Origin of the sequence: Flavobacterium sp. (genome assembly GCF_044348915.1) — a bacterium.
Taxonomy (GTDB): Bacteria; Bacteroidota; Bacteroidia; order Flavobacteriales; family Flavobacteriaceae; genus Flavobacterium.
Window position 1 is genome coordinate 1 of the sequence record NZ_JBIKRX010000063.1, and the last position, 17,038, is coordinate 17,038.

Annotated in this window: 19 protein-coding genes; 10 read left to right on the forward strand and 9 right to left on the reverse strand. The window is 34.9% G+C overall.

Going from position 1 to position 17,038, the window contains the following annotated elements:
* From ACIQ1E_RS10580 to ACIQ1E_RS10600, 5 genes are all read left to right on the forward strand, one after another.
* On the forward strand, positions 1 to 480 hold a 480-nt coding region (locus tag ACIQ1E_RS10580), incomplete at its 5' end, for an enoyl-CoA hydratase-related protein (RefSeq protein WP_396171273.1).
* A gap of 46 nt (positions 481 to 526) precedes the next feature.
* Positions 527 to 688 (forward strand): hypothetical protein, encoded by a 162-nt coding sequence (locus ACIQ1E_RS10585; RefSeq protein WP_396171274.1) that lies wholly within the window; start codon positions 527 to 529, stop codon positions 686 to 688.
* A 68-nt stretch (positions 689 to 756) separates the two neighbouring features.
* On the forward strand, positions 757 to 2,205 hold the full coding sequence (locus ACIQ1E_RS10590; protein WP_396171275.1) for a hypothetical protein: 1,449 nt from the start codon (positions 757 to 759) through the stop codon (positions 2,203 to 2,205).
* An 88-nt stretch (positions 2,206 to 2,293) separates the two neighbouring features.
* Complete coding sequence (locus tag ACIQ1E_RS10595) at positions 2,294 to 2,689, forward strand: hypothetical protein (RefSeq protein WP_396171276.1); 396 nt, start codon at positions 2,294 to 2,296, stop codon at positions 2,687 to 2,689.
* A gap of 47 nt (positions 2,690 to 2,736) precedes the next feature.
* Positions 2,737 to 3,099 carry a hypothetical protein gene (locus ACIQ1E_RS10600; RefSeq protein WP_396171277.1) on the forward strand — a complete coding sequence of 121 codons (363 nt, stop codon included), beginning with the start codon at positions 2,737 to 2,739 and terminating at the stop codon, positions 3,097 to 3,099.
* A gap of 152 nt (positions 3,100 to 3,251) precedes the next feature.
* On the opposite strand, the gene ACIQ1E_RS10605 is transcribed toward ACIQ1E_RS10600, so the two are convergent.
* The 5 genes from ACIQ1E_RS10605 to ACIQ1E_RS10625 form a co-directional block, all read right to left on the reverse strand.
* Positions 3,252 to 4,697 (reverse strand): YdiU family protein, encoded by a 1,446-nt coding sequence (locus ACIQ1E_RS10605; protein ID WP_396171278.1) that lies wholly within the window; start codon positions 4,695 to 4,697, stop codon positions 3,252 to 3,254.
* A gap of 160 nt (positions 4,698 to 4,857) precedes the next feature.
* The gene (locus ACIQ1E_RS10610; protein WP_396171279.1) at positions 4,858 to 5,511 is read right to left on the reverse strand and encodes an HD domain-containing protein; all 654 of its coding nucleotides are present in this window, start codon (positions 5,509 to 5,511) and stop codon (positions 4,858 to 4,860) included.
* 167 nt (positions 5,512 to 5,678) lie between these two features.
* A complete protein-coding gene (locus ACIQ1E_RS10615) occupies positions 5,679 to 6,665 on the reverse strand; it encodes an acyl-ACP desaturase (protein WP_396171280.1) in 987 nt (328 codons plus the stop codon).
* 67 nt (positions 6,666 to 6,732) lie between these two features.
* Positions 6,733 to 7,467 carry a lysophospholipid acyltransferase family protein gene (locus tag ACIQ1E_RS10620; RefSeq protein ID WP_396171281.1) on the reverse strand — a complete coding sequence of 245 codons (735 nt, stop codon included), beginning with the start codon at positions 7,465 to 7,467 and terminating at the stop codon, positions 6,733 to 6,735.
* A 97-nt stretch (positions 7,468 to 7,564) separates the two neighbouring features.
* Positions 7,565 to 8,299 (reverse strand): lysophospholipid acyltransferase family protein, encoded by a 735-nt coding sequence (locus ACIQ1E_RS10625; protein WP_396171282.1) that lies wholly within the window; start codon positions 8,297 to 8,299, stop codon positions 7,565 to 7,567.
* Positions 8,300 to 8,488: 189 nt separating this feature from the next.
* On the opposite strand from ACIQ1E_RS10625, the gene ACIQ1E_RS10630 reads away from it, so the two are divergent.
* From ACIQ1E_RS10630 to ACIQ1E_RS10650, 5 genes are all read left to right on the forward strand, one after another.
* On the forward strand, positions 8,489 to 8,680 hold the full coding sequence (locus ACIQ1E_RS10630) for a hypothetical protein (protein WP_396171283.1): 192 nt from the start codon (positions 8,489 to 8,491) through the stop codon (positions 8,678 to 8,680).
* Entirely contained in the window at positions 8,680 to 8,952 is a 273-nt protein-coding gene (locus ACIQ1E_RS10635) for a type II toxin-antitoxin system YafQ family toxin (protein ID WP_396171284.1), read from the forward strand. The genes ACIQ1E_RS10630 and ACIQ1E_RS10635 overlap by 1 nt, the downstream gene beginning before the upstream one ends.
* 56 nt (positions 8,953 to 9,008) lie before the next feature.
* On the forward strand, positions 9,009 to 9,401 hold the full coding sequence (gene rnpA, locus ACIQ1E_RS10640; protein WP_396171285.1) for a ribonuclease P protein component: 393 nt from the start codon (positions 9,009 to 9,011) through the stop codon (positions 9,399 to 9,401).
* A 78-nt stretch (positions 9,402 to 9,479) separates the two neighbouring features.
* On the forward strand, positions 9,480 to 11,117 hold the full coding sequence (locus ACIQ1E_RS10645; protein WP_396171286.1) for a S41 family peptidase: 1,638 nt from the start codon (positions 9,480 to 9,482) through the stop codon (positions 11,115 to 11,117).
* On the forward strand, positions 11,117 to 11,908 hold the full coding sequence (locus ACIQ1E_RS10650) for an OmpA family protein (RefSeq protein WP_396171287.1): 792 nt from the start codon (positions 11,117 to 11,119) through the stop codon (positions 11,906 to 11,908). Before ACIQ1E_RS10645 ends, ACIQ1E_RS10650 begins: the two co-directional genes overlap by 1 nt.
* Here ACIQ1E_RS10650 and ACIQ1E_RS10655 read toward each other — a convergent pair whose 3' ends face one another.
* The 4 genes from ACIQ1E_RS10655 to ACIQ1E_RS10670 all read right to left on the reverse strand — a co-directional run bounded on the left by ACIQ1E_RS10655 (position 11,909) and on the right by ACIQ1E_RS10670 (position 16,743).
* Positions 11,909 to 12,355: a GNAT family N-acetyltransferase gene (locus ACIQ1E_RS10655; RefSeq protein ID WP_396171288.1), complete on the reverse strand. Its 447-nt coding sequence runs from the start codon at positions 12,353 to 12,355 to the stop codon at positions 11,909 to 11,911.
* On the reverse strand, positions 12,324 to 13,340 hold the full coding sequence (locus tag ACIQ1E_RS10660; protein WP_396171289.1) for a DUF4837 family protein: 1,017 nt from the start codon (positions 13,338 to 13,340) through the stop codon (positions 12,324 to 12,326). Before ACIQ1E_RS10660 ends, ACIQ1E_RS10655 begins: the two co-directional genes overlap by 32 nt.
* A gap of 48 nt (positions 13,341 to 13,388) precedes the next feature.
* On the reverse strand, positions 13,389 to 15,446 hold the full coding sequence (locus tag ACIQ1E_RS10665; protein WP_396171290.1) for a LysM peptidoglycan-binding domain-containing protein: 2,058 nt from the start codon (positions 15,444 to 15,446) through the stop codon (positions 13,389 to 13,391).
* Between the two features lie 109 nt (positions 15,447 to 15,555).
* Positions 15,556 to 16,743 (reverse strand): phosphoglycerate kinase, encoded by a 1,188-nt coding sequence (locus ACIQ1E_RS10670; RefSeq protein WP_396171291.1) that lies wholly within the window; start codon positions 16,741 to 16,743, stop codon positions 15,556 to 15,558.
* Between the last annotated feature and the right edge of the window lie 295 nt (positions 16,744 to 17,038).

The following is a 17,038-nucleotide window of genomic DNA, read 5'->3' on the forward strand; positions in this document are numbered from 1 at the left end:
ATCGCTGCTATTAATGGTTTCGCGCTTGGTGGCGGATTGGAACTCGCGATGGCTTGTCATTTTAGAATTGCTTCGGATAATGCCAAAATGGGTTTGCCTGAAACTTCGCTGGGCGTGATTCCAGGTTATGGAGGAACGCAGCGTTTGCCACAACTCATTGGCAAAGGTCGAGCTATGGAAATGATTATGACCGCCGGAATGATTGATGCCGACACAGCGAAAATTTACGGATTAGTGAATCATGTGGTTCCTCAAGAAGATTTATTTTCGGCTTATATGACTGTCGCTACGAGAATTATGAAAAATTCTCCTGTTGCCATTGGCAAAGCCATCGAAGCTGTAAATGCCAACTATATTTCGGGTGTCAATGGATTTGATGTCGAAATCAAAAATTTTGGTGATTGTTTTGGTACGGAGGATTTCAAAGAAGGTACAACGGCGTTTTTAGAGAAAAGAAAAGCGGAGTTTACTGGGAAATAAAAAAAGTGGTCAGTATTCAGTCGCAGTTGACAGTCTAAAAAATATTATGAAGAAAATTATTTGTTTGTCGTTAATTACATTACTATCAATTTCAAGTTTTGCTCAAGAAATTCCGTTTAAAATTCAAAAAAGTGAAGTATTTAAGGATGAGTTCAAAATATCCCAAATTGTATTATCGGAAGAAGATGGAAACGGCGGGTTTTTTTAGTTCGTTCATATAAAAGTAACATAATTTCTCCAACTGCGGGCTATTATTTTGAACATTATGATGAAAATTTGAAACTTATTAATCAGTATGATTTTCAAATGAAGCATCCTATTTCACAAAAGACACCAATTGTTTTAAGTGTTTTTAAATTAGAAAACAAGATTCAAATAATCGAAATGTTTTTTGATATTAATGAAAAATCGTACATCTGTATTGCAAATTCCATTAGCGTTGAAGACTTTGTTTTGGAGAAAAAAGAATTATTCCGTTTTACTCGAGAAGAAATAAAAATATTAGGCAGTATCTCATTAATCCAAAACTATTACCAAAATTCAAATTTGAAATCCTTGATAAATGGATCATTTGGCCCTCCCGAAGAGAGCCCTTTTTTTTCATTTGATTTTTCATTTAGTGGAAATTCAGAAAAAAATTCTTCAACGGACGGTAATTCAAAAATAGCTTTGATTGTAAACAAAGAAAAAAGCACTTTTGCGATTGCGCTAAACTTTAGCAGAAAGGGTGACGAACCTAAACTTAAAATGTACTTATTTGACAAACTGTTAAATAAAATAATTGATAAAGATTTTAATAAAGACACAAACGATAGAAAGTGTTTTTTACAAAACATTGATATATCTGAAGACGGGAATGCGCTTTATCTTCTAAGCAAATCATATTCAAAAGAAATGAACGACAAAGAAACAGGTGGTAAATACCAATTTGAAATGACAAAATTCACTCAAGATAAAGTAGAATCCCAGATTTTTGACACGAAAGAGCATTACATCGGATCATTAAAGACTATTATCAAGGACGAAAAGCTAATTTGCATTGGATTTTATTCTGATGAATACGATAAAAGATACAAAGGTGTTAGTTATTTTGAATTGAATCCTTCGAGTCTTGCCGTAAATAAGTCAAAATTTAACCCTTTTTCAGAGCAATTTATTCTTGATAAATATGGTAAAATCAACAATAAAGAATTAAAATATTTGACTTTCAAGAACCTTCTAACTACCGACAATAATGAATTGATTTTCAACGCCGAAGAATCCTATGTAACACAAACAGCAGGCTTTTACAACCCATATAGCGGCTATTCTGGCGGAGAAACCTTTTATAATTATGATGATGTGGTGAGTGTTAAAATTAATGAAGAAGGCAATTTACTTTGGTCTAGAAACATCAATAAACGTCAAACAGGAGGCGAGATAGATCCTTATGTTTCTTATACATCGACATTGATAAATAATAAGGTTTATTTCTTCATAAATGCTAGTGAAAAAATTAAAGATTTAGAGAATAATCGAATTGAATTTAGAAACACGAGGAAAAATAAATATAACCTAAATGTCATCCGAATTAATCAAAATGGCGATTTCGACTATCAAGAAATTCTCGATGACGAGGAAAATGAAGTCCCATTTATGGTGTCAAACGGCATTAAATCTGGAAATTCTGTTTTCTTTTTAGGAAGAAAAGGAACCAAAAAACAGCTTTTAAAAGTTAGTTTGTAAATTACCCAAATATCAAATTATTATACTTTTTTGATGTTGTAGTATCAAATCATTATACTTTTGTAATCTCATTCAGAAAAATCAACTTATGTCCTTCCAACCTGTATTTGCCCAATTTTGGGAAAAAGTAAAAGAAAGTATCGAGAACCATACTTATGCCAAATTGACTTTGGCCAAAACCATTGGCGACACTGATTTGAAGAACATCTATGTACGTCCAGTTTTGAATAATGACGTCCTTAGTATGTCGATTACAGCGCGTTACAAAACCGAAGAAGTGGAAAGTTTTCACTCTTTAGAAGAAACTTTTTTTGTTTTGGCTCCCTATATGAACAATCCATTTTTGACAGCACTATTATTCACCACCGAAAATGACATTAGCTTTAAACTCAACAAAAAAAGAGTGGGAAGTATTGTGGAGCAAGCGCCTACCTTCAAAAACGCCTCAGATGTGATTTTGGAAATGAAAGAGAAAGGAATTTGATTGTAGTGATCAGCACTCATTTGAGGTAAACCTAATAAAGCTATAAGATGAAGAAACTTTCAGTATTATTTATAATTTTTGTTAGCCTAATTTTTTTCGGATTTGTATTACGTGGAAAAATATCAGGAGAAAAATTTGAGTCTGAAAAATGGAAAACGGCTGACTTAAATAGTGAATACAACCAATCTTTGCGTTGGGATATGATGAATAGTTTGCGGAATAACTACGAGCTCATAGGAATGTCAAGAAATGAAATCATAGTCTTGCTTGGGAAGCCTGACGAGAATTTCAGCAATGAAAGGACTTATAGGTACTATTTAGGATATAGCCACACTGGAATCAATACAGGGTCTTTAATAATAGATTTTCAAAATGGAATTGTAAAAAATTTCTCCGTCTGGCAAGGATAAACAACAGAACACTGCAAACTATTACTCCCGGCCAGTCCTGGATAAAACCGAAATAATATAGAACATCTGAAGTGTAAAAACGTTCCTATAGCTTTTAGTGCAGAATAAATTTGCTCAACTTTCCTGATCCGTTGATTTCCTAACAATCGATTTTATGTCCCGCAAAAAGTTTGATAGTTCTCTTCAAATGTTGTGGCTGAGGGTTTCAAAAATAATTCGCGATTATCTTGGTAATTATAAGGTCTTGACAAAACATCAATTAATTCAAGATAGGTACTCATATCGCCTTTTATAGCTTGGTCTAAAGCTTCTTCAACTAGATGATTTCGTGGGATGAATACGGGATTATTTGCTTTCATTAATTGCCTGGCGTCTTCATTGCTATTTAGAGAGTCTAAAATACGCTTCCTTTTTTCCATCCAAGGGCTAAAAAAGTCGCTTTGTAGAGCCTTAGTTTCTGAACCAACTTCTTTTGATAAAGCTAAAAAAGTATTGGTGTAATCCATTTTGTGATTTTGCATCAAACGCAATAATTCGTCTATCAATTCCCAATGGTCACTATTATTGCTTTTGATTCCCACTTTACCAAGCATCATTTCGTAATACTTATGATTCCAAATAACATCAAAATCGTCGATAACCTCTTGCGCTAGTTCGATAGATTTTTGTTTGTTTTCGTCTATAATTGGCAGCAAAGCTTCGGCAAAACAGGCCAGATTCCATTTAATGATTTTTGGCTGATTCCCATAGGCATATCTGCGATTTTGATCAATTGAACTGAAAACCGTACTAGGATTGTACGCATTCATAAATGCACACGGACCGTAATCGAAAGTTTCACCGCTTATCGCTGAATTATCCGTGTTCATCACACCGTGAATGAAACCAACGCGCATCCAATTAACCACTAATTCGATTTGGGCGATCATTACTCTTTTGAGTAAATGAATGGCTGCCTTGTTATCGAGTTCTATCTCGGGATATAATCGTTTTATGGTATAGATTGTCAATGCTTTTAAATCCTCTAAGGAGCCCAAATGCGAGGCGTATTCGAAAGTTCCTACTCGAATATGACTTTTCATTACTCGAAGTAGCGCAGCGCCTTGATGTACCGTTTCTCGATACACAGTTTCATTTGTGTTTATAACAGCGAGACTTCTCGAACTTGAAATCTTGAGATGATGCATCGCTTCGCTGATCAGATATTCACGTAGCATTGCTTTTAAAGTGGCTCTGCCGTCGCCTCTTCTTGAATAATCTGTTCGACCACTTCCTTTTATTTGAATGTCGAAACGGTTTTGGTCTTTAGTAATATGTTCGCCGATCATTATGGCTCTTCCGTCGCCGAGATTGGCAAAATGTCCAAACTGATGGCCAGCATAGGCTTGTGCATACGACTTAGAAAAATCGCCCAGTTGACTCAAAATAGATTTAGCATCCTCTGCATCGGGCAAGTTAAGCGTCAATTCATCGGCTAATTGCCTATTAAACAGTAGCAGTTCGGGCTTATCTAGTGCAGATGGCATCACTAAACTGTGAAAAGTATCAGGTAATGACAGATAAGAAAAATCTAAATTGAATAAGTCGCTTGTTTGCATAAGGCACTATAGTTTGGATAGAAATGTAATTGAGAGAAAGTGTTGTTTCAAGTCAATTATCAATGTGTTTTTAATAACGATCTCTTACAATCAAGGAATCTAAATGATTATCCTGACCACTAAAAACTGACCACCTGTCTGCCGACAGGCAGGCTGCCAACTATTTTTCTCCGTCCCATTCAGCATAAAACTGAGAAAGGAAACCTTCCATATAACGGTGTCTTTCTTGGGCAATTTGTTTCCCTGTTTTGGTGTTCATTTTGTCCTTCAAGAGCAATAGCTTTTCGTAAAAATGATTCAGAGTTGGGGCTTGACTGGCTTTATATTCTTCTTTGCTCATATGAAGTTTAGGAGCAATATTGGGGTCGTGCATAGCTCTATTTTTAAAACCCCCATAATTGAACGCTCTAGCAATTCCGATAGCGCCAATGGCGTCTAAACGGTCTGCATCTTGAACGATATCCAATTCAATAGAAGAGAATAGCTTTTCGGTATTTCCGCCCTTAAAAGAGATGTTTTCTATAATATTGATCACGTGCTGGATGATACTTGAATCTACATTTTCGCTTTCAAGAAATTCACGAGCGATTTTAGGTCCAATAGTTTCATCGCCATTATTAAATTTACTGTCTGCAATATCGTGAAGTAAGGCTCCCAATTTTACAACAGTTGTATCACAAACTTCACCATCAGCGATTGATAATGCGTTTTTATACACTCTTTCTATGTGAAACCAATCGTGTCCGCCTTCGGCATTTTCAAGCTTTGACTTTACAAAAATAATAGTTTTATTGACAATATCGGAATGATTCATAAGTACTGGTTTTTACAAAAAAAGCTAATTTTTAAAGGTTTAGATTCAAAAATTAGCAATTCAATATTTTAATCAATTTCAATGGCAATTTCAATGGCAAAAGATCAAAAAATCATCAATTTCAAAATAACCTTCCGTTCCAGTCATTGAAATCTGAAATCTACAATCTAAAGTCTAGCCGGTTCTACCCATTTGAATTGAAATGACTCTTGTGGAATGACCAATCTTTCTGAAATTCTAGCCATTCTAGCAGGAAGTTTCATCAAGTAGTCACGTGCTTTTTCGGCTTCGTCAGTCAAACTTCCAATTTTATCAATTTCCCACTTGGTGATTAATTTTTGCATAATGTCTACATAATCATTGGCAGTGTAAACTCCGATACGCTGTGCAGAATCTGAAAAATGCTCGAAAGCCGAACTTATTTTTTGACCTGATTCTCTCAAGAAATGCGCAGGCATTACAATTTTAGCTTTCATCATATACTGAAACGCAAGCATCATTTCGCTTGGATCAATTTTGAAAATTTGATTCACAAATTCGCTGTAGGCTAAGTGATGACGCATTTCGTCGCCAGCTACCATTTTGCACATTTTAGCTAATTTGGCATCGCCATAACTTTTCGCCAATTGCGATACTCGATTGTGCGAAACATAAGTGGCTAATTCTTGAAAACTAGTATAAACAAAGTTTTTATAAGGATCTCTTCCGGTTCCAATATCGAAACCGTCATTGATGAGGTGTTGTGTAGTCATTTCGATTTCGCGCATATTTACACGACCTGAAAGATAAAGGTATTTGTTCAATAAATCTCCGTGACGGTTTTCCTCTCCTGTCCATTGTCGAACCCACTTGGCCCAACCGTTTCTTTCCAGATTGTCTACTCCTTCTACTTCCATCAGCCAGTTTTCGTAGGTTGGCAAAGCTTCTTCGGTGATCATATCGCCTACCATCGCAACCCAAAAGTCATAGGGTAAGTCTTTTGAAATTTCTCTTAGTTCCTTTACTTCTTCAAGAAAATTATCGCTTTCTGAATTAGGCAAAAAGTCTGATGGTTGCCAAATTTTTTCTACTGGGATTAAGTATTGGTCAACATAGGCGCTGACGTTCTTCTCTAGAAGTTGCATAACTTCTAGTCGTATGTTTTTTATAGACATCGTTGTTTTTGGTTTAGTGATGTTTTTGACTTGGAATTACCCAAGAATGGGCAAAGTTAGTATATTTTTAAAGTTTTATACCCTGAACAATAGCATTTTCTGTTTTTTCTGAAATTTCTTCGAAAGAATAATTATTTACTGCTAATGGTTTGTGGATAGTAAAGGTGATATGATTCCCCAATCCATAAGGGAAAGCACCATATCTGAAGAACTTCCAAGAGTTATTTATTGTAATTGGTACAACATAGGCTGAAGGTGCATATTTACACAATATTTTTAGTCCACTTTGAGCAAATTCTTTCGGTTTTCCAGTTTTACTGCGAGTTCCCTCGGGGAAAATTACCGCTGAACGTTTGTTTTTTTCGATGTATTCAGACAATCCTTTAATAACCGGAATAGCTTGTTTAGGGTCTTTTCTGTCTATAAGTACTGAACCTCCGTGTCTTAAATTATAAGAAACACTCGGAATTCCTTTGCCTAATTCGGTTTTGCTGACAAATTTCGGATGAAATTTTCGCAGGAACCAAATCATCCCAATGATATCATACATACCTTGATGATTGGCTACAAAAATGATGGGAACGCCTGTTGGAATAGTTGCTCTTCCTTCTATTTTAAAGGTATTCAGTGTAACGTGACCTATTCTAACTAAGAACAAATTCAGGTAATCGACACTTTTTTTATGAGCTTGGTATTCAAAAACGTTGAAACAAATCCACTGAATGGGGTGAAAAATCACTAATGTCAATAAGAACAATAGAATGGCAATAAAGGATATTGGGTAAGATATAATTTTTTGCATTTGTTAAAAATATTGGCTAAAATAGGAATAATTATATTTAATGTGCTTTTTTCAAAAAACACAGTTGGTTTTATTTGAAAAATGCACAATCCAGAAACTACACTTTAATGGATTCAATAATAGTTTTTTCTGTCTTTTGCATTATCTCTTCGAAAGTATAATCGCTTACTTTTAAGGGTTTGTGAACGGTAAACTTAAGATGATGTCCTACACTCAAAGGGAAATAGCCGTATTGATATACTTTCCACGAATTATTGATGGTAATGGGGACAATATAGGCCGAAGGTGCGTATTTGCACAATATTTTCATTCCGCTTTCGGCAAATTCTAAAGGTTCTCCCGTCTTGCTTCTGGTTCCTTCTGGAAAAATAACCGCCGAACGTTTTTCTTTTTCGATGTATTCAGCAAGAGATTTTATCTTCGGAATGGCCTGCTTTGGATTGTTTCGGTCAATAAGCACATAGTTGTTATGACGTAAATTATAGGAAATCGCTGGAATGCCTTTTCCCAATTCTTTTTTGGTCACAAAAGCTACATTAAACTGTTTTAAATACCAAATAATTCCAGCCGTATCCAATAAACTTTGATGATTAGCAGCAAATATTATTGGAACATTTTTCGGTACTAATTCTCTGTTTTCGAAAGAATAGGTTGTGCCTAAAATATGGGTGCATTTCATTGTAAAATAGGCTGTGTAATCAAAAGCTATTTGCAATCCTCGCTCTCCAAAAACTTTAAAAGCAACCCACTGCATGGGATGAATCGTACACAAAACCACTAAATAAGAAAGGTAATAGACTAGTGTTATTGGGTATAATAAAATTTTATTCATTCTCTTAAAAATTACACACAAAAGTAACAAATTTTATTTGCGTTCAATTTTAATCGCGAACAATTATGCGGTTTAGGGTTTAATTGTACCTTTGCTTTTAAAAAAAAGCTCCCTTTTCATAAAAATGAAAATTCTCAATCTATTGAATTTTGAAATATTTTATATCTTTGTATTATTAAAATTACTCCTATGGCAACAATAACATTATCTTATGACGCTCGTAACGTTATCGCAAAAAAGACAGTTGCTTATATACTTTCGTTAGGCGTTTTTAAAACTATCAATAAAACCGCAATAGATTTATCTTTAGAAGATGTGAAAAAAGGGCGTGTAACTACTCACAAAAGTGCAGCTGACTATTTCAAAAATCTTGAAGATTAATGTACATTGTAAAAACCACTAGACAATTTGACAAAGAAATAAAGCTTTGTAAAAAAAGAGGTTACGATCTTTCTAAATTAGAAGAAGTGGTTTCTATTTTAGAAAAAACAGGAACACTTCCCCAAAAATACAAACCACACAAGTTATCTGGAAATTATGATAATTGTTGGGAATGTCATGTCAAAGGTGACTGGCTTTTAATATGGCTACAAAACGACAATGAACTCACCCTTTTGTTTATCAACACCGGGACGCATAGTGACTTATTTTAGACTAACTCTCGAAGATTATAAGTCTTTTTTTTAATCTTTGTTACTTTCCAAAATTAATGAAATTCACTTACCCTCAATCCGAAAAGCTAAAAAGTAAAATCACGATCGATTTACTTTTTTCCAAAGGCAAGTCCGTGTCTAAATATCCGTTGCGACTGGTTTTTGTGGAAAGTGATTATGGCATTCCAAATGATACAGACCAAAAACTGAAAATGGGCGTTTCGGTTTCCAAAAAATACTTTAAACACGCTGTAGATCGCAACTATTTCAAGCGCGTACTTCGAGAAACCTATCGATTGAACAAGCACATCTTGGTTGATAATTTGGACAAAAAATATGCTTTTATGTTTTTTTACCAAACCAAAGAGCGATTGACATACGAGGAAATCAATAGCAAGACCATTCAATTGTTTGAAAAGTTTATTTCTCAGCTGAAGAACGAGGAATAAAAACTTTGTTTTTTAGCGAATGTTGTTATTGACTATTAATTCCTATTTTAGTGGTCTAAAATTTAGCTAGAACTTACTATGACTTCTCCCTTCCAAAAAAAGTACATTCTTCCCGCAATAGCTTCGGCTTTTTTGTTTGTTGGCGTTAGTTTCAAAGACGATTTTTTTGAAATTGCCAAACAGGTTGAAATCTTTACCACCCTATTCAAAGAATTGAATAAAAACTATGTCGACGAAACAAATCCCGGCGATTTGATGGACAAAGCCATCAAAGGAATGTTGGCAAGCCTTGATCCTTACACCGTTTATTTCAACGAACAAGATGTCGTGAAGTTCAAAATAAACAATACAGGCGAGTATACCGGAATTGGCTCAGTGATTACTCGAAAAAACGATAAGTTAATCATCAAAGAGCCTTATAAAAATTTTCCTGCCGACAAAGCGGGCCTCAAAGCAGGTGATGAGGTAATACAGATAGGGGATATTCTTTTGGCAGATTTCAAGGATGATGCTTCACAACTTTTTAGAGGGGCCAAAAACACCAAAATCGAAGTCAAATATTTACGCCAGGGGAAGGCCAATACCGCCCAAATCGTTTTGGATGAGGTAGAAGTTAAGTCGGTGCCATTTTTTGGGAAAATTGACGACAAAACGGGTTATATAGTCTTGGCGCGGTTCAATCAGAAAGCTTCTTATGAAACCAAACAAGCTTTGGAACAATTAAAAAAAGAGGGGGCTGAACGAATTGTCCTCGATTTAAGAGGAAACCCCGGCGGACTTTTGAACGAAGCGGTCAATATTTGCAATTTATTCGTTCCTAAAAATGAAATCATTGTTACTACAAAGTCGAAAATTGAGAAACACAACAATACCTATAAAACGACGAAAGAACCAGTAGATACCGAAATCCCTTTGGCAATTTTGGTCAACGGACGAAGCGCTTCAGCGTCTGAAATCGTTTCTGGAGCTTTGCAAGATTTGGATCGTGCCGTAATTATTGGCAGTCGAAGTTTTGGAAAAGGTTTGGTGCAACGACCAGTAGATTTAACCTACGGAACCCAACTAAAAGTGACGATTTCGCGCTATTACACGCCTTCCGGCAGATGTATTCAAGCCCTAAATTATGCGCAAAAAGACAAAAATGGAGTAGCTACAAAAACCGAAGCCAAGAACTATACAGCCTTCAAAACCAGAAAAGGGAGAACGGTTTATGATGGCGGTGGAATTCAGCCAGACATCGAATTGGAGGAAGCTAGTACAAGTTCTATAGCCAATGCGTTGCTTAAAAACGATGGGATTTTCAATTATATCACTTCTTATTACTACAAAAACCCCAATCTTGGGGATAAAATTCCAACATTCTCAGATGCTGATTTTCAAAATTTCAAACAATTTCTAAAAACCGAAAAATATACTTTCGATACCGAAACGGAATTGGCTTTAAAAAACACTTTGGCTACAGCCAAAAAAGAAAAAATTGAGGAAAGCATTACAGCGGAATACCAACAATTACTCACCGCACTTCAAAAAAGTGAAGAAACTTTATTGGATAAAAATAAAGCTGAAATCAAAAACCTCATTCTTGACGAAATCATCAAACGCTACCAATATCAAGAAGGATTGTACCAATACTACTTGAAAAACAATTCGGAAATCAAGAAAGCAACAACGGTTTTGAACAACAGCTCTGAATATAAAAGCATCTTGAAAATGTAATGAATGGCCGCCTACAAATACTTCTTCTAATTTGTTTTGGCTATCTTTCGGCTCAGGAAAACACGACTCAATCGGTGTTTTTTGAATTTGATAAGTACACTTTAGATTCCAACAAACTAGCCGCAATTACTAAAAGTATTAGCTCGGTCGATTTTTCAAAATTCGAGGCGATTCAGCTTTATGGCTATTGTGATGATAGAGGGACTGTTGATTATAATGATAAATTGTCCAAGAAAAGAGTCGATTTTGTTCAGCAATTTTTGATTTCAAAAGGAGTTTCTCAGAGCAAAATTTACATTTGCGAGGGTCGCGGAAAAGTGGATTTAGATAAAAATTCAGAAAAAAACATAAAAGAATTTCGAGATAAAAACCGGCGCGTTGATATGATTTTCGTCCAAAAAGCTTTTTTCACTTCTTTTCCAGAAAATCCAAAAGTAGGCGATAAGATCATTTTAGACCGCATTATATTTGAGATGGGCTCGAGTGAACTTTCATCGAATGCGAAAAAAGAATTAGACAAAACGGTTCTTATTCTAAATAAACACAAGAAAGTTCGATTCGAAATAAGAGGCCACGTTTGTTGCACTTCAAGCAAATACAAAGACGCTATTGACAATGAAACTCAAAACCGCGATCTCTCAGAAAACAGAGCTAAAAATGTGTTTTTGTATTTTCGTTCCAAGGGAATAAACCCGTATAGAATGCCTTATAAAGGCTATGGAAACCAGTTCCCGCTAGGCTTAGAAGATGAGCAAGATCGGCGTGTTGAGCTTAAAATCATCCAATTGTAATTATTCCTTTTTCATTTCGATATGGGGAATATCATCCTCAAGATACATTTCGCTAGTTTGGACAAATCCGTGACTTTCGTAGAATTTTTTTAGGTACAATTGCGCTCCAATAGTAATTTTGGTTTCGTCAAAACGGTTTTTAATTCCTGCAATTGCTTCTTGCATTAGTTCGTGACCCCATTTTCTGTCGCGAAATTGGGCGTCGACAACCACTCTTCCGATAGACGCATTGTCAAAAGAAATTCCAGGTTCGAAAAGTCTAGAATAGGCAACAATTTCCCCTTCGAATTCGCCTATTAAATGTAAACCTTTCTTGTCTTTTCCGTCCAAGTCCAGATAAACACAGTTTTGTTCTACTACAAAAATTTCACTTCTTAGTCTCAGAATATCATAAAGCTCGTTGACCGATAGGCTTTCAAAATTCTTTATTCTCCATTTTAGGCTCATTTGCAACAGTATATTTTAAAATTTTAATCGACTTAATTATTGACTCTAATTCGTGCATTAAATCCCGTTCTTCTTTTGAAGGAGAATAGCAAAATCCTTCCAAAATTAAAACCCTATCGTTATCGGGATCAACAATAGCATAATTTACAAAAGGTCCTGACATAAAATCATTTTTGAGTTTCCAAGTTCCTTTGGTTTCATAGGTTTCTTTGTCTTCAAGCTTCAATTTAAAATGATAGGGCGAATAGCCTTCTTCCGTAACCATATGGGAGTCTGGTTCGGTTCCAAATATATATAATTTCCCAATAGAATCTCTATTTCTGATGATGTTGGCACTAAGATTTGATCTGTTTTTAATGGAGTGTAAGGGAACTTGATAAATCAGAATACTGCTGTTTCCGCTGATAATTTCTTTTTTCAGCCAAATAAAATTTGGTTTCTGAAGCGCATATAAATAACCTGTCGGAACGTTTAGTTTGATATTAAAAGCGCTAGTGACTCTTTTTGTATTCAATAAAGATTGATTGATAATTCGTTGGTTTTCGGCAAGTTCAGTTTCCTCGATAATCCGAATGATTTGTGGGGCGTTTTTTTCGATGATTTCTAAAATAGCACCATTTGTTTTTCCTGAAATGTGAAACACATTTTGCGGAGAGGCGTATTGATTTTTATGGATTTCGAACTTTGTTTTAGTATCCTTCTTAACGACAATAATCGTTCTACTATCGGTCATAAAGCCTTCTAAAAGTTTTGCAGGATATTGGTTTATGGTGAATTGAGGCTCCTCTTTTTCAAGGCCAATCACAGCTGAGGCAAATTTATTTCTGATACTTTCACCTATCTCACCATTCCATAATTGATCGTCGATAACCACAGAAATGGTGTTGATATTACCAATAGTTTTTCGAGGTAAATGGTCCTCTTTCTTATTGCAGGAAAATAGAAGAAAGGAAAATAGAAGATATAAAAAATGGGTTTTATTCATAATATTTCAATTATAAGATAAAACCCAAAGTTAGATAAGATTATTGTATTAACCTTTTATTTTTAGCTTCATTCCGGGTTTAATTTCTTCCCCGTTGATGTTGTTCCATTTTTTAATATCTGAAATGCTTACTCCTGGATATTGTTTTGAAATACTGTATAATGAATCTCCTTTTTTTACTAAATAGTCGGTGTTTTTACTTTTAGAAGCCGATGCTACACTTTCTTTTTTGCTAAAAGCTTTAGAATTCGATTCGCTGTCGATTGCCACTTGGCTTTTCGCAACTATCAATGAAGCACCTAATGCAATATTGTTATCTGCTAAATTGTTCCAAAGTTTTAAATCCTCTAAAGTGCTGCCGAATTTTTTGGCAATATTTCCAAGATTGTCTCCTTTTTTCACGATGTATTCCACGTTTTCAATCTTAGTATTAGCAGCTATTTCTGTTGTAGCTACTTCTTCAATTTTTGCAACTTGAAGAGACATTCCTAGTTGAATAGAGGAGCCTGAAAGATGATTCCACTCTTTGATTTCTGCAACTGTAACATTGTTCTTTTTGGCAATACTGCTTAAATTATCCCCTTTCTGAACCACGTAAGTTGTGGCAACGGGAGTATATAAAGTATCGATTTTTGTGTTTTTGTTTGTTTTATCTTCCTTGCTAATTTTAGATTCAGTACTAGCAATTTGTTGATTATTTTTAACTTCTACAGCAGCGGTATTGTTTTTCAGCTCTTTTTTAACAGTTTGAACTACACTTTCATTGGTGATTATTTTCAAGCTTTTTCCTCGAGTAACCGTGCTTCCTTTTAATTTATTCCATTTTTTGATGTCGGAAACCGTTACGCTGTATTTGTCGGCTATTTCACTTAAGTTATCACCTCGTTTCACGGTGTAATACTTAGTTTTTGGAAGTGTAACGCGTTGTGTTGTATAGTTCAAAGTGTCATTCGATACAATCGCTTTTTGAACCTGAAATGGTTTTTCACGAAAATCCAAATCGCGTTGTACATAAGCATAAATCTTATCTTCGTTTGAAGCAAAAACCGAAACCTTATCCTTAGGTAATCTCAAAAAATGATGTTGGTCTCCATAAAATGGAATGACATTCATTTTGTATGACGGATTCAAAAGTTGTAATTCGGCTACAGGCACATCAAGCAAATCGGAAATTTGTTTGAACGACATTTGCTTTTTAATAAGGATCGTATCGGTAGCAAAATGCTGAACTAAGGCTTTTTCTGGCTTAATTCCGTGTTCTTTATGGTATTCGTAAATGTACATTGTAGCTAAAAATGCAGGTACATATCCTTGTGTTTCTTGCGGAAGATGTTTTCTAATATTCCAGTAATTTTGCTGTCCTCCAGAACGACGAATGGCTTTAGTAACATTCCCTGGACCTGAATTATAGGAAGCCAAAACCAAATCCCAGTCGCCAAAAATTCCGTACATCGTCGCCATATAATTGGCTGCAGCCTCACTGGATTTTAAAGGATCGCTGCGTTCATCAACATAAGAATCAATCTTCAGATTGTATTGTTTTCCTGTTTGATACATAAATTGCCATAGCCCTGTTGCGCCCATTCTAGAAACCGCTTTTGGGTTTAAAGCCGATTCGACAATCGCCAAATATTTTATTTCTAAAGGCACGTTTTGTTTGGCCAAAGCCTCTTCGAACATTGGAAAGTAGTATTCAGAGATAGCCATCAATCGTCCAAAGGGCTTTTTCCTGTTTTTCAAAAAGGATTTGATGATGTTTTCTAAACCGGGGTTGTATTCGATATTGAAAGGGGATTTGGCATCCATTGCTGCTAATCTTTGTTTCAGCAATTCGGTAGACAATTCATAGTCAACTTTTTCGTCGATATTAATAGTGTGAATATCATTTGAAATATCGTTGTATAAATCTAGAGTTGTTAATTCTTTCAGCCACAAGCTGTCAACACAAGCTGCAAGATCGTCATTAACGAAAGTTTTCTTGATGGAATCTAAGTAGAAGTTTTGGGTTTCTGTTTTTGTGATCGCCTTGTTATAGGAGTGCTTCTGCGAAAACGATTGAATGGAAAAAAACAAAAATAGGATAGGGGCTATATATTTTATCTTCATAATTTTATAATCAACATATTATGCAACAAACAATTATAAAAAATTATTTGTTGCAAATTTAATATGTTATAACTATAAATTCCTTTAAATATTGTTAAAAACGCATTTTTTAGTCCAAAATAGCTGCAATTCCGGGTAAAATCCTACCTTCTAGCATCTCTAACATCGCTCCTCCACCTGTTGAAACGTAGCTCACTTTGTCCTCAAAACCAAATTGTTTCACTGCTGCAACTGAATCTCCACCGCCTACAAGTGAGAAAGCACCATTTGCTGTTGCTTCTGCAATATAGTCTCCAAGAGCAATAGTTCCTTTGGCAAAGTTTTCCATTTCGAATACACCTAGAGGGCCATTCCAAAGGATAGTTTTAGATTCTAAAATTACTTTTTTGAAGTTTTCTAATGATTTAGGCCCAGCGTCAAGTCCTTCCCATCCGTCAGGAATTTCGCGAACATCTACTATTTGAGTATTAGCGGTATTTGAAAAATCATCGGCTGCAACAACATCAACAGGAATATGAATTTGAACGCCTTTTTCTTTAGCTAATCTCAAAATTTCTAGTGCCAAATCTAATTTGTCATTTTCGCAGATAGAATTTCCAACTTTTCCTCCTAAAGCTTTAACAAAGGTAAAAGTCATTCCGCCACCAATAATCATATGATCTACTTTGTCCAAAATATTTTCAATAACTGTAATTTTCGATGATACTTTAGAACCACCAAGAACTGCTACTACTGGTTTTACAGAATCTTTTAATACTTTATTCAAACTTTCGATTTCTCTTGCTAATAACAATCCGAAACATTTTTCAACTGGAAAAAACTGAGCAATGATAGTTGTTGAAGCGTGTGCTCTATGAGCTGTTCCAAATGCGTCATTGACATAAATATCACCAAACGAAGCTAATTCTTTTGCAAAATCAACATCACCAGCTTCTTCTTCTTTGTAGAAACGAAGGTTTTCTAGCATTAAAATTTGTCCCGGTTGCAAATTAGCTACTGCTTTTTCAGCTTCTTTTCCGATACAATCAGGCGAAAAGTACACTACTTGACCCAATATATCTGAAGCCGTTTTTACAATATGTCCCAATGAATATTTTCGTTCAACACCTTTTGGTCTTCCTAAGTGCGACATTAAAATTACACTTCCACCATCGGCAATGATTTTATCGATTGTTGGTTTTGCCGCTTCGATTCTAGTGGCATCAGTCACATTGAAATTTTCGTCTAAAGGCACGTTAAAATCAACTCGAATTATGGCTTTTTTGTTCTTGAAATTGAAATCGTTTATTGTTTTCATTAGATATTATTTTTTATTACTATTTAAAAATTTTGAAAGAAAAACAAAGATATAACTTTTTAGGAACTTAAAAATAGGAATCCTTTAAAAATTAACGGCGTCTATTGGCGAAAACGTTGTAAATTTAAAAAACTATTACACTTTTGATTTTATTCAATAAAACTCTTATCGTAACTAATCAGTCTCAAATATAGGGATTTTATTTCATGTCAAAATGACGTGAAATAAAATTCGAATTCATGCCACATAGTCATTGGATTTATTAGGTGAATCTTTTTATATTTTGTACTTTCAT

Excerpts from the sequence above, each read along its gene's own strand:
- ACIQ1E_RS10610 (WP_396171279.1), bottom strand. The coding sequence starts at position 5,511 with ATGAATCATTCCGATATTGTCAATAAAACTATTATTTTTGTAAAGTCA.
- ACIQ1E_RS10635 (WP_396171284.1), top strand. The coding sequence starts at position 8,680 with ATGTACATTGTAAAAACCACTAGACAATTTGACAAAGAAATAAAGCTT.
- rnpA (WP_396171285.1), top strand. The coding sequence starts at position 9,009 with ATGAAATTCACTTACCCTCAATCCGAAAAGCTAAAAAGTAAAATCACG.
- ACIQ1E_RS10615 (WP_396171280.1), bottom strand. The coding sequence starts at position 6,665 with ATGTCTATAAAAAACATACGACTAGAAGTTATGCAACTTCTAGAGAAG.
- ACIQ1E_RS10670 (WP_396171291.1), bottom strand. The coding sequence starts at position 16,743 with ATGAAAACAATAAACGATTTCAATTTCAAGAACAAAAAAGCCATAATT.
- ACIQ1E_RS10660 (WP_396171289.1), bottom strand. The coding sequence starts at position 13,340 with ATGAATAAAACCCATTTTTTATATCTTCTATTTTCCTTTCTTCTATTT.
- ACIQ1E_RS10655 (WP_396171288.1), bottom strand. The coding sequence starts at position 12,355 with ATGAGCCTAAAATGGAGAATAAAGAATTTTGAAAGCCTATCGGTCAAC.
- ACIQ1E_RS10605 (WP_396171278.1), bottom strand. The coding sequence starts at position 4,697 with ATGCAAACAAGCGACTTATTCAATTTAGATTTTTCTTATCTGTCATTA.
- ACIQ1E_RS10620 (WP_396171281.1), bottom strand. The coding sequence starts at position 7,467 with ATGCAAAAAATTATATCTTACCCAATATCCTTTATTGCCATTCTATTG.
- ACIQ1E_RS10625 (WP_396171282.1), bottom strand. The coding sequence starts at position 8,299 with ATGAATAAAATTTTATTATACCCAATAACACTAGTCTATTACCTTTCT.
- ACIQ1E_RS10630 (WP_396171283.1), top strand. The coding sequence starts at position 8,489 with ATGGCAACAATAACATTATCTTATGACGCTCGTAACGTTATCGCAAAA.
- ACIQ1E_RS10585 (WP_396171274.1), top strand. The coding sequence starts at position 527 with ATGAAGAAAATTATTTGTTTGTCGTTAATTACATTACTATCAATTTCA.
- ACIQ1E_RS10600 (WP_396171277.1), top strand. The coding sequence starts at position 2,737 with ATGAAGAAACTTTCAGTATTATTTATAATTTTTGTTAGCCTAATTTTT.
- ACIQ1E_RS10665 (WP_396171290.1), bottom strand. The coding sequence starts at position 15,446 with ATGAAGATAAAATATATAGCCCCTATCCTATTTTTGTTTTTTTCCATT.
- ACIQ1E_RS10645 (WP_396171286.1), top strand. The coding sequence starts at position 9,480 with ATGACTTCTCCCTTCCAAAAAAAGTACATTCTTCCCGCAATAGCTTCG.
- ACIQ1E_RS10595 (WP_396171276.1), top strand. The coding sequence starts at position 2,294 with ATGTCCTTCCAACCTGTATTTGCCCAATTTTGGGAAAAAGTAAAAGAA.
- ACIQ1E_RS10650 (WP_396171287.1), top strand. The coding sequence starts at position 11,117 with ATGAATGGCCGCCTACAAATACTTCTTCTAATTTGTTTTGGCTATCTT.